The 12,203-nt window shown below is 52.6% G+C and carries 9 protein-coding genes; 4 read left to right on the forward strand and 5 right to left on the reverse strand.

The annotated features are described in order from the left end of the window. Positions 1-12: 12 nt before the first annotated feature. A complete protein-coding gene (locus KNP67_RS10125; RefSeq protein WP_131471321.1) occupies positions 13-519 on the forward strand; it encodes a flavodoxin domain-containing protein in 507 nt (168 codons plus the stop codon). Next, positions 476-1,516 (forward strand): ribonucleotide-diphosphate reductase subunit beta, encoded by a 1,041-nt coding sequence (locus KNP67_RS10130; protein ID WP_131471322.1) that lies wholly within the window; start codon positions 476-478, stop codon positions 1,514-1,516. The genes KNP67_RS10125 and KNP67_RS10130 overlap by 44 nt, the downstream gene beginning before the upstream one ends. A gap of 54 nt (positions 1,517-1,570) precedes the next feature. Here KNP67_RS10130 and KNP67_RS10135 read toward each other — a convergent pair whose 3' ends face one another. Next, complete coding sequence (locus KNP67_RS10135) at positions 1,571-3,514, reverse strand: N-acetylmuramoyl-L-alanine amidase (RefSeq protein ID WP_214756552.1); 1,944 nt, start codon at positions 3,512-3,514, stop codon at positions 1,571-1,573. A gap of 126 nt (positions 3,515-3,640) precedes the next feature. Further along, positions 3,641-4,429 (reverse strand): MazG nucleotide pyrophosphohydrolase domain-containing protein, encoded by a 789-nt coding sequence (locus KNP67_RS10140; protein WP_131473017.1) that lies wholly within the window; start codon positions 4,427-4,429, stop codon positions 3,641-3,643. A gap of 85 nt (positions 4,430-4,514) precedes the next feature. Between KNP67_RS10140 and ytvI the strand changes: the two genes are divergently transcribed. After that, positions 4,515-5,642, forward strand: coding sequence for a sporulation integral membrane protein YtvI (gene ytvI / locus KNP67_RS10145; protein WP_029595128.1), 1,128 nt, complete (start codon positions 4,515-4,517; stop codon positions 5,640-5,642). 4 nt (positions 5,643-5,646) lie between these two features. Here the strand turns inward: ytvI and KNP67_RS10150 are convergent, their stop codons facing one another. Continuing rightward, entirely contained in the window at positions 5,647-6,306 is a 660-nt protein-coding gene (locus tag KNP67_RS10150) for a DUF429 domain-containing protein (RefSeq protein ID WP_058764053.1), read from the reverse strand. A gap of 135 nt (positions 6,307-6,441) precedes the next feature. Continuing rightward, positions 6,442-7,884 (reverse strand): leucyl aminopeptidase, encoded by a 1,443-nt coding sequence (locus KNP67_RS10155; RefSeq protein ID WP_131473016.1) that lies wholly within the window; start codon positions 7,882-7,884, stop codon positions 6,442-6,444. Positions 7,885-8,213: 329 nt separating this feature from the next. Between KNP67_RS10155 and ptsP the strand changes: the two genes are divergently transcribed. Further along, positions 8,214-9,932, forward strand: a complete 1,719-nt coding sequence (gene ptsP / locus KNP67_RS10160; RefSeq protein WP_214756554.1) for a phosphoenolpyruvate--protein phosphotransferase — start codon at positions 8,214-8,216, stop codon at positions 9,930-9,932. Positions 9,933-9,977: 45 nt separating this feature from the next. On the opposite strand, the gene ptsG is transcribed toward ptsP, so the two are convergent. Further along, the gene (gene ptsG / locus KNP67_RS10165; protein ID WP_021065529.1) at positions 9,978-12,008 is read right to left on the reverse strand and encodes a glucose-specific PTS transporter subunit IIBC; all 2,031 of its coding nucleotides are present in this window, start codon (positions 12,006-12,008) and stop codon (positions 9,978-9,980) included. Positions 12,009-12,203: the final 195 nt, after the last annotated feature.

Raw genomic sequence — 12,203 nt, forward strand, 5'->3', positions numbered from 1 at the left:
GTGGGAACGACCATGCACATCGCCATCGTCTATAGTTCCATGAGCGGGAATACTGAAGAGGTCGCCGAATTGATTCAAGAGTCTCATGTCAATCGGGGCGACCGTGTCGTCTTGTTTGAAGCGGACCGCATCGGCCATCGCGAAGCCCGCTCCCTCGCCACATACGATCTCGTCTATTTCGGATCGTACACGTGGGCCGACGGCGTCTTGCCGGACGAGATGAAAGACACGTTCCGACTCGTCTTGAAGGAGCTCGACGTGCCGCTTCGCCAAGCCGCCGTGTTCGGGACCGGCGACAAGATGTTCGTCCATTTCTGTCGTGCGGTCGATGAAATGGCGTACCATCTTTCAAAATACGGGATTCCCCTCGCCGGTGAAACGTTGAAAATCGAGCAATCGCCGCGCAATCAACCGTACAACGTCCGTCATTGGGCCGAACGGTTGGCTAGAAACGCCGAAGAAGGAGTATATGTCCATGACCATTCAAAAGATCAAACTACTGTCGCCCAAACATCCTAACCGGGCGACAGCCATTATCGGAGGCGAGACGAGTTCTATCGTGAATTGGAACGACATTGCCTATCCACAGTTTTACACCATCTATAAGCAACTGCTCTCGAACTTCTGGATTCCAGATGAGATCTCGATGTCCAAAGACATGCAGCAATGGCCACAGTTGACAGAGCGCGAGCAAGACGCCTTCAAACGCATCATCGGTCTGTTGTCGATCCTTGACTCGGTGCAGACGCGTTACATCCTTGAGTCGTCGATGTTCTCATCGGACTCGTCAGTCCACGCCGTGCTCGCCGTTATCGCCCAGCAAGAAGTCGTCCATAACCAATCGTATAGCTACGTCCTCTCGAGCCTCGTCCCGCTCAGCGAACAAAATCGTATTTTCGATATCGCCAAGGACGACGAGATGGTCATGAAACGCAACCAATTCATCTTGGACTTATATGAGGACTTCCGCGCCGATCAAACGGCCGAGACGTTCGCCAAATCGCTCGTCGCCTCGATCATCCTCGAAGGCATCAACTTCTATTCCGGGTTCGCCTACTTCTACAACTTGGCGCGCCATCAGAAGATGGTCGGCACGTCGACGATGATCAGTTACATCCAGCGCGACGAGATGCAACACTCGTATTTCGTCAGCCAGTTGCTCCGGGCCGTCTTGACGGAGAACCCGGAGATTGACGCGGACGGCAGCTTCAGCCAGTTCGTCTATGATACGATGGCGGAAGCCGTCGACCTCGAAATCGAGTGGTGTGAGTATGTATTGCGCGACCTCGACGGACTCGACGTCAGCGAGATGCGCGACTACGTCAAATACCTCGCCAACAAACGTCTCCGTGTCATCGGCTTGAACGATCTGTATGAAGGGTTCAACGAGGATGTCATGCCTTGGATTCGCGCCTATTCAGACGACTCTCTGAATGCCACCAAATCTGACTTCTTCGAACAGAAATCACGCTCATACGCGAAAGTTACCGACGCTAACGGCTTCGACGACCTGTAAACACAAACTGCCCCGACTCACAATGAGTCGGGGCAGTTTTATCATGGATGAAGCTTAATGATAGGCGCGTACGTACTGGGCAATACCTTCGGCGACGCCTTCTGCCATCCGCTGGCGTGAAGCGTCACTTCGTAAGTGCCCGACGTCCTGAGGTGATGAGATAAAGCCAAGTTCGACGAGGGCCGATGGCATCGTATTATAACTAATGACATAATAGTTCGCCGTCTTGACGCCACGGTTCGTCATCCCTGACATTTTACCCATTAAGTTGGACTGGATATTCGTCGCGAGCACTCGGCTCTTGGTACTGTGGGCCGAATAGGATGAATAGAACGTTTCAACACCCTTGGCCGCTGGCGTCGTCGCCGCGTTCGTGTGCAGGCTGACGAACAAGTTGCCGCGAAGCGTCTTAGCGGTCTGAACGCGTTGATCGAGCGTCAAATAGACGTCCGTCGAGCGCGTCAACCGGACTTGATACCCGTATTTCGAACGAAGATATGTCTCGACCCGCTTCGACACGTCGAGGACGACCGTCTTCTCATAGAGCGAGCCGTTGACCGCACCAGGGTCACGCCCACCATGTCCCGCATCGAGGACGATGACGGCACCGCTCGTTGCATTCGGTTTGAGCGTCATCGCGTAAGCCGTCGAGATATAGCCGTCGCGGCCATTGTACTTAATTTTATAGAAACCGTTCGCTGAACCGTAATGGTCGACTTGGGTCCCGTGTGCGAGCCGACCGAGGACTGTCGAACTCGCCGAGGCGCTTGCCCGGACGTTCAAGACGTCTCCCGGCGTATTCGTATATACTTTCCCTTTTGGCGTGGCCGCAGGAGCGGCCGGGGCCTTACCAGCTGTCAGCCAAGACGTCGGTGTATAGAACGTCTCCGTTCCGATATAGACGACCGACCAGCTCGCATTGTGTTTGCTGTAAGTCACGGTCGTATACTTTGGCAACACGCGAGCGACCGGTGACGACTGAAGCGTCTTCTTGTACAGGTTCGCATTCCGATTCGCATAGCCCTGTGCTTTTTGAACGACCGGCGGCTTCGCTACCGGCGGTTTTGCCACCGGAGGCGCACCCGTCGTGATTCCGACGGTCGGCGTGTAGTACGTCTCGTTACCGATATAGACGACCGACCAGCTCGTGTTGTATTTGCTCGAGATGAGCTTCGACTTGATCGGCAGTACTTTCAACACCGTCGAACGTTGATTGCGCTGCCCGAACAATTTCAACTCCCGGTTGGCGTAGCCATCCGTTTTCACCACTGCCGGCTTTGTCGTCACCGAAGGAGTAGCGGGTGCACCCGCTGTAATCCAGGCCGTCGGCGTGAAGAACGTCTCACTGCCGAGATAAACGATTGACCAGCTCGCATTGTACTTGCTCGAGACGACTTTCGAGTTGACCGGTAATACTTTCAATACTGTCGACTTTTGATTCCGTTCACCGAACAGCTTCAACGCCCGGTTCGCATAACCGTCTTGTTTCGTCACGGTCGGCGTCGATGTGACGACTTTCGGCGCAATATACGCTTTGGCCGCATAATACGTTTTGCCACCGATATACACTTTTGCCCAAGACGAGTTGTGGACCGCATATTGGACGGTCGTGCCTTTCTTGAACGTCCGATAGACAGTCGCTTTGCTATGGGCGGACACACGGATATTCAAGTTGACCGTGGTCACGCCTGTCGAAGTGGCCGCTTGCTTCGTTACGGTCGAAGATGGTGTAGCGATTCGCTTGATATACTGTGCTGAAGCATAATACGTACGACTGTTTAAATATATTTTGCTCCACTCTTTGTTATAAGTTACATATTTTACTTTTGTTCCCTTTTTTAGCGTTTGAATCAATTTCCCGTTCGTGCTCGGTGTAGCGCGCACATTCAGATTGACAGTTGTTTCTCCTTCCAAAGTAGCCGCTTCAGCTGACGGTATTTGGATTGAAAACAACAAGACAATCATGATGAGGGCAAGTTTAAAAAGCTTCATATTCATCCAAAATATTCCTTTCTTCTACGCGCATCGCAACTGAAAACACCTTCATAATAGCACATTGCTTTTATTAAAAAAGTAAATATTTGAAAAAACGATGAATACTTTTTACAAAAAAAGGGAATGTTTTTACCCTTGTTTTCGAACAATCAAGAACGAATCGGCACCATGCCGCTCGGTCTCGACCACGAAAGAGTCCGGGAGCTGGAAAGCTGCAGTCAACGAGCCGTTTGTTTGGAGCGGAGGCTCTGGCTGACGGATCACGAATCCATCAAGCCCTTCCACTTCGGCAATTTTTAAAAATCGCGTCAAATGCCCTTCTCGCTCTCTATATCGGCTCGCCTCCTCGAAAGGTTTAGCCGCCACCCCACCCCAATACCGTCCTTGGACGTGTTCCGAATAGACGCGGACCGACGCTTCCGTGATCGGGTCCGGGGTATGGTCGAAACGTCCGAAGTCCCGGGATGACTTGTCTTCGATGAGTGAGCCAATCGCTGCATATAAATCAAAGTCGTTTTGGGACGCAAGGTCGAGGACCGCTCGTTGTACAGCCTCGATATGTCGCTGCAACGAACCCGGCGTCGCGGACGCCTTCAGTTTTTTGTCCCCTTCATAGGCGTTTAAAATCCGTCCGACTTCCCCGGCCTCACGAACGAGCCGATAGTACGTCTTGTCCTGCGCCCCCTGACCATTTCCAGCCTCTTGACGCTGAAGCGTGATGGCGTACTGGTTCGCCAGACACGTCGAAATGACGAACACGTCCATCAGTTCTTCCCGTAGCGCCGACTGGTCGTTCGCATACAATGCTCCGCCGACTTCACCGACTTCTTCTAGCAGTCGGGCCAACCCCGATAGTGGCCGCCAATAGCCACCTAAATGAATAATCATTTGATCGATTCGTCGTTGTAATTCCTTCATATTTAATCACCCATCCATCCTCTTTATTTACCGCCTGCGTGGTATACTATGCTCAATCAAATTGTTAGGAAAGGGGCTATGCATCTTGTCGCCAGCCAGACTATGGCAATTACTTCGTTTCCTGCTCGTCATTATCGGCCTCGTCTTCGTCATCTGGGGACTGAGTGTCCTCTTCACGTACACGTATCCATTCGTGTTCGCTCTCTTGTTATCCTTGTTGACGGTCCCGCTCGTCAATTGGTTCGAGCGTGAGACCAAGTTACCACGCGCCCTCGGCACACTCGTTTCTTTGTTGATTGTCATGAGCGTCGTCAGCGGAATCATCGCCATCGTCGTGACGCAACTCATTCGCTACTTGACGATTGCCGCCGAAAAACTGCCTGCCCAGATTGAAACGTTCACCGAATACATACAACGCCTATTCAATGAAAAACTCGCCCCGTTGGTCAACGATGCGTACGACAGCATCCAACGGCTGAACCCCGAACAGGCGAACTCGCTCGAAGGCGGTATCACCGAAATCGGTGTCCAACTCGGCGCCGCGATCGGCGTCTTGTCCCGAGGTGTCGCCGGCTTGTTGCAGGACATCTTGAGCGCGTTGCCGCTCGTCTTGCTCTTGTTCATCGTCATCGTGCTCGCCTGGTTCTTCATCACGAAAGACTGGCCGGACTATATGAAGTCCATCGCTCGCTTGAATGAACGAAAAGGCTTCAAGGAGTTCGAGCTCGTCATGACGAATTTACGCTCGGCGCTGTTCGGTTACGTCCGCGCGCAATTGACGCTCATCTCGATCACGTTCGGAATCGTCTTAATCGGCATGTTCATCCTTCGTGTCGACAATCCGTTCTCGTTCGCCCTGCTCGCGGCCATCTTTGACTTGTTGCCGTACCTCGGTGTCGGAACGCTGTTATTGCCGTGGGCCGCCTATGCCGCCGTCACGGGCGAATGGTTCCTCGCGATCGGGCTCGTCGTCCTCTATATCGTCGTTATCGTGCAACGCAATCTGGCCGAACCGAAAATCGTCGGCTCTCACATCGGCCTCGACCCGCTCGCCGCCCTCATCTCGATTTTTGTCGGGCTCCAGCTGTTCGGGGTACTCGGCTTCATTTTAGGGCCGGTATTGGCCGTCCTGCTCAAAGCCCTCTATAACGCCCAAGTGTTCCACTATATGTGGAAGTTCGTCATCGGGCCGACGACACCAAAAGAGCGATGACACGTCATCGCTCTTTTGTCTTCGGTACCGCCACGAACGGTGCCCCTTCAGTTTGGTCCGGATGCGTCACCATCCCGGTCGTGCCCGCCTCATAGGCGGCAACGGCCAAAATACAGGCGTCGATGATATCATCGACTTGCACGTTCGACATCTTCCATTTCCATGGCGAGCTGTTCGAATAACGGCGCAACAACTCGATCCGTTCGAGCTCTCCCGCCTCGGTCTTCTTGCTGAAGGCCGCCTCGTTCCCCGTCATGACGGCAAAACACACCTCAGGATGCGACTCGTAGACATCCGCATCCGTGATCGTTTGAAACTCACGGATACGCGGTACCAAGTTCCACGCCTGTTTACTGATCCCTTTTCCGACCAGTTCCCGGCTCTTCGCATTCGCCTCGGCATAGGACGCCTCCATGAGCACGTCTTGAATCGGCGGCGTGAAGATGGACGACTTCCGCTGCTTCAGTTGTGACCGCATCCAGGCATCACACGACCGGTCCGGCGCATCAATCGTCGCCAAGTCTTTCGGCATGTCGACAAAATGAACCGCCCCTTCAATCAATAAATCTTCCAACTTTTCTGAGATGGTCAAACAGAGCGAGATGCTGTCGTACGTGATTCGTACCCAGCTCCCGCGCGCGCCATCAATTCCTACTCCGACCACGTCGTCCCTCCTGCATCAAAAACAATATTCCGAGCACCGCACATAAGACGGTGACTCCTAACAACCATTGACTCGGCCAAGCCGTGTATCCGAGTCCGGAGACGACGGCTAAGCCAATCAATAACAATCCTGACTTCAACGTTTCCACTCTTCGAGCATCAATGCGAGCGTGCGCACCATGACCCCAGTCGGTCCTTTTGGTCCGAGATCGCTTGCCGCCGAACGTTCACTCGTCCCGGCGATATCGAGGTGGAGCCAAGGCGTGTCGCCGACAAACTCACCGACGAACGCGCCACCAAAGATCATATGCCCATAACGGCCCGGCGAATTGTTCAAATCTGCGACTTCTGATTTCCGGACTTGTTTAATGAAGACGTCGAAGTATGGCATTTGCCAGACGAGTTCATTCGTCTCTCGGCTCGCAGCTTCTAAGGCGCCGTAGAGCGACGCATCGTTCGTCAGGCAACCAGTCACTTCTGTGCCGAGCGCGACGAGCACACCGCCCGTTAGCGTCGCCACATCGATGATGGCTTGAGGTTCATACGTCTTGGCAAAGGTGACAGCGTCGGCGAGGACAAGACGACCTTCCGCGTCGGTATTGAGCACTTCAATCGTCTTCCCGCTCATCGCTGTGATGACATCATCCGGTTTGAACGCGTCCCCCGAAATCATGTTGTCCGTCGATGGGATGACGCCGATGACGTTCACGTTCGGTTTCGTCGTCGCAAGCGTCTCGAATAGGCCGAGCACGGTCGCCGCGCCCCCCATGTCGCCTTTCATACCGACGATGCCGTCTTTCGGCTTGATTGAGTAACCACCCGTATCAAACGTGATTCCTTTTCCGACGACGGCGACGGGCGCTGCATCGCCTGCACCGTGGTATTCGAGGACAATCAATTTCGGCGGGATGGTCGACCCTTGATTGACGGCGAGCAGTGCACCCATCCCGAGCGCCTCCATCTCTTCCTTTTCCAAGACGCGATGGCTGAATCCATGACGTTCGGCTAATTCGACCGCATAGTCCGCGAGTGTTTCCGACGTCAAAATATTGGCCGGCATCATCGTGAGCGTCCGTGCGACATTGACACCGCGTCCGTAAGCGGCACCCGTCAACGCTTCTTCCTCTACACCAGCACCGAGCAACGTGATCGTCACGTCTGACTTCGCCGGCTTCGGTTCAGATTTGTATGTAGGGTGCTCATATGTCGCCATTTCATACGCTTCGGCAAACAGTTTCGCCGTGTTCGGTCCGAACGTGTCGAGCGCGACCGCGACGTTCGTGAAGGCGCGTGCTTTAATTTGTTTCGCGACTTTACCGAACCAATTGCGCACGTTCTCAGGCGTATTCTCGTTGCGTTGTCCGAGACCGACGAATAGGATGCGTTTGACCGTTCCTTCGAACGTCGGGACGATGGACACTTCCCCTGTTTTCGTCGAGATGTCCGACGCTTGGATGAGCGACTTGACGCGCCCGTTAAACAACGTATCGAGGCCTTCGTCAATCGTGTCGGCCGCACCGATTCCGACGACGATCGTGTCGTATGAACCGTTCCAATCTAAATCCTTCACTTGATACATGTTTGCCACTTCCCTTCTTTATATATGGTTAGCATAACGAACTTCGGCGAAATAATGAAACAGTATGCGTAAGAGTCATGAATTCTTCGAATTCAGGCGTTAACTCCTCGTTGTGACGATGATTTATTTTATGATAGGATAAGAAAGTACGCAATCAGGCATCCCTCACTGTTGAGGCGAGGCCATTTTGTTCGGTCGAGGCTTCCCCTAGTAGTAGACCGTTGCTACTTTAATCTTCCAGGTTTTCGTTAGTTCCTTTTTCATTTCGGGTAAGAACTAACGAGATAACATTGGAAACCACTATTTCTTTGAAGAGAGGGACTACGCTTATGTCACACATTAAAGGTATTGGCGCATCTGCAGGAATCGCAGTTGCGAAAGCATTCGTCATGGAGACACCTTCATTCGACATCCCGACAAACAAAATCGAGGACGTAGCAGCTGAGAAAGCCCGTTTCCAAGCGGCCATCGCTCAGTCAAAAACAGAACTCGAAGAAATCCGTCAAATCACGCTTCGTGAGCTCGGTGAAGACAAGGCAGAGATTTTCTCGGCTCACTTGCTCATCGTCGAGGATCCTGAGATCGTCTCACAAGTGAACGACAAAATTGAAAGCGAACACATGAACGCTGCGAAGGCGCTCGATGAAGTCGCTCAAATGATGGTCATGATCTTTGAATCGATGGATAACGAGTACATGCGTGAGCGCGCAGCAGACGTTCGTGACGTCACGAAACGTGTCATGGCGCACATTCTCGGTGTCACGTTCATGACGCCAGCCTCAATCTCAGAAGAAGTCATCATCATCGCTGAAGATTTGACGCCGTCTGATACAGCTCAGCTCAACCGTAAGTACGTCAAAGGATTCGCGACAAACATCGGTGGACGTACATCTCACTCGGCAATCATGTCTCGTTCACTCGAGATCCCTGCCGTCGTCGGTACAAAAATAGCACTTGAAGAAATCAAAAATGGCGATCTCGTCGTCATCGACGGGACAGAGGGCGACGTGTTCGTCAACCCGTCTGAAGAACTCGTCAACGAATATAACGAAAAACGCGCTGCATTCGAAGCGTATAAAGAAGAGTTGAAACAACTCGTCAACGAAGAGTCGATCACAGCCGACGGCCACAAGGTCAAACTTGCAGCGAACATCGGTACACCGAACGACCTCGAAGGCGTATTGAAAAACGGCGCTGACGCCATCGGTCTTTACCGGACTGAGTTCCTCTACATGGACTCGGAAACGTTCCCGACGGAAGAAGAGCAGTATACAGCTTATAAAGCAGTCATCGAAGGTATGGACGGCAAACAAGTCGTCATCCGTACGCTCGATATCGGTGGAGATAAAGAATTGTCTTACCTCGACCTTCCAAAAGAGATGAACCCGTTCCTCGGCTATCGTGCGATTCGCCTTTGCCTCGAAGAGACGGACTTGTTCCGCACACAGCTTCGCGCGCTTCTCCGTGCCTCAGCGCACGGTGACCTCGCCATCATGTTCCCAATGATCGCGACGCTTGAAGAGTTCCGTGCTGCGAAAGCCATCTTGCTTGAAGAAGAAGCGAAGTTGAAGACAGAAGGAATTGCTGTCGGTAACTACGAAACTGGGATGATGGTCGAGATTCCATCGACTGCCGTCATGGCGAAGCAATTCGCGAAAGAAGTCGACTTCTTCTCAGTCGGCACGAACGACTTGATTCAATACACGATGGCAGCGGACCGCATGAACGAGAAAGTCTCGTACTTGTACCAACCGTTCAACCCGGCCATCTTGAACTTGCTCCACAACGTCATCACAGAAGCACACAAAGCCGGTAAATGGGTCGGTATGTGTGGAGAGATGGCTGGAGAAGAGCTTGCGATTCCAATCCTGCTCGGACTCGGTCTTGACGAATTCTCGATGTCGGCTTCAAGCGTCCTTCGCGCACGTAGCCTCGTGAAGCGTTTGACGAAGTCGGAAACAGAAGCAATCGTCAACGACGTCCTCAACATGGATACAGCTGAAGAAGTCGTGAACTTCCTCAGTGAAAAATTCGATATTAAGAAGTAACACAAAAAAAAGAAGTTCTCGCGGTTGCGAGAGCTTCTTTTTTGTTTACTCGGCTCCTTTGTCATCCGTTCTGAAGTCGAGCGCTTCCCCGGCGACGACCGTCTCTCCGAATGGGACGACGACGATTTTGCCGTCTCCGTTCGTCCAGATGATCGGCGTGATGAGCGATGGGACTTTGTCACGAATCAAGTTGAGATCGACATCGAGCAAGACGTCCCCTGCTTCGACCCGGTCGCCTTCTTTCACTTTGGCGACGAAGCCCTCCCCTTTCAGGTTGACCGTGTCGAGTCCGACGTGGATGAGAATCTCTCGTCCGTCGTCCGCTAGTAGGCCGATTGCATGTTTCGTCGGGAAGAACGTGGTGATTTGACCGGTGACCGGCGCAACGACTTGTCCCGAGCTCGGCTCGATGGCAAATCCTTCACCCATCATCCGGCCCGAGAAGACTTGGTCCGGCACATCGTCAAGCGATAAGATGACACCCGACATCGGGGCAAGGAATCGATGGTCGGCATGTTCAGCCGCTTCCGGTGTGATGACAGCTTTTTCTTTCGGTTTATATTCGCCGCCTTCGATGATGGCCGCGATTTGCGATTTGAGCGTATCCGATTTCGGACCGAAGATGGCTTGAATGTTATCCCCGACCTCGAGCACTCCGGCCGCTCCCAAATCTTTCAGCAAGTCTTTATCGACTTGTTTGACATCGTTCACAGTGACACGCAAGCGTGTGATACAAGCATCGAGGTGTTTGATGTTATCCGGTCCACCGAGTCCAACGAGCACCTCATACGGTAAATCATCTCCGACGACGGCGCGGGCGCCTTTGCCTTCGGCGACGGTTTCACGTCCCGGTACTTTCAAGTCGAACTTCGTGATTGCGAAACGGAACCCAAAGTAATAGATGACCGCGAAAACGAGACCGACTGGAATGACGAGCCACCAGGCTGTCCGGTTCGGCAACACCCCGAACAAGAGATAGTCGATGAGTCCGCCCGAGAATGTCATCCCGATTTTAACATTGAGCAAGTGCATGGTCATAAAGGAAAGTCCAGCGAAGACGGCATGAATACCAAAGAGAAGAGGTGCAACGAAGACGAACGAGAATTCAACCGGCTCGGTGATTCCCGTCAAGAATGAAGTGAGGGCTGCTGAGAAGTAAAGTCCTTCAACGTCTTTGCGACGTTCTTTCGGGACAGTATGGAACATGGCGAGACAAGCGGCAGGTAATCCGAACATCATGAACGGGAATTTGCCGGTCATATACGTACCGGCTGTAAATTCGACCCCGTCACGAAGCTGGGCGAAGAAGATCCGTTGGTCCCCTTGGACGAGATCCCCCGCTTGGTTCGTATATTCCCCGAACTGGAACCAAAACGGAGAGTACCAGATGTGATGCAGACCGAACGGGATTAGTGAACGTTCGACCAAACCGAAGACGAAGGCGGAGACCGCGACGTTCGCTTCAATGATCGTGCTCGAGAACGTGTTGATCGCTGAACCGATTGGCGGCCAAATATAGGCGAGGGCAATCCCGATCAATAAGCTGAACGCGGCGGTCGCGATTGGCACGAATCGTTTCCCTGCAAAGAACCCTAAGAAATCCGGCAACTTGATGTTGAAGTACTTGTTGTACGCGAATGCGGCAATCAAACCGGCAATGATACCCCCGAATACCCCCATTTGGAGCGTCGGAATCCCGAGTACCGTGGCATAGGCCGGGTCTCCTTGAGCTATTTCCGCGGTAATACCGTTCCACGTGCTGATAACCTTGTTCATAATCAAATAACCAACGATAGCTGCTAACCCGGCAACACCGTCCCCGTTGGCTAGCCCGATGGCGACACCGACGGCGAACAGAAGACCTAGATTGGCAAACACGATATCCCCGGCATCTGTCATAACTTGCCAGACGAGGACGAGTGAATCGTTTGCCAAGAAAGGTAAGAGCGAAACGAGATCAGGGTTTTGGAACGCGGTACCAAATGCGAGTAATAGACCGGCTGCCGGTAGAATCGCAACCGGAAGCATGAGTGCCTTCCCGATTCGCTGCAAAACACCAAACACTTTCTTCCACACCATGGTTCCCTCCTTTTGTCAGAATACTTACTTTTCCCCATCTGCCAGTAGGCTGAAACCGTTTCACCCATACAAAAAAAGCCAACCCATAATGGATTGGCTTTGGGCTAACCTAAATTTTTGAGACAATATAAAAACACCTTCGCAGTGGTACACTTTAAAAAAGTGCTAGCATCGGAGGTGTTTTTGCGTGGG

The sequence above is a fragment of the Exiguobacterium sp. s157 genome (assembly GCF_018618205.1).
Taxonomy (GTDB): domain Bacteria; phylum Bacillota; class Bacilli; order Exiguobacteriales; family Exiguobacteriaceae; genus Exiguobacterium; species Exiguobacterium chiriqhucha.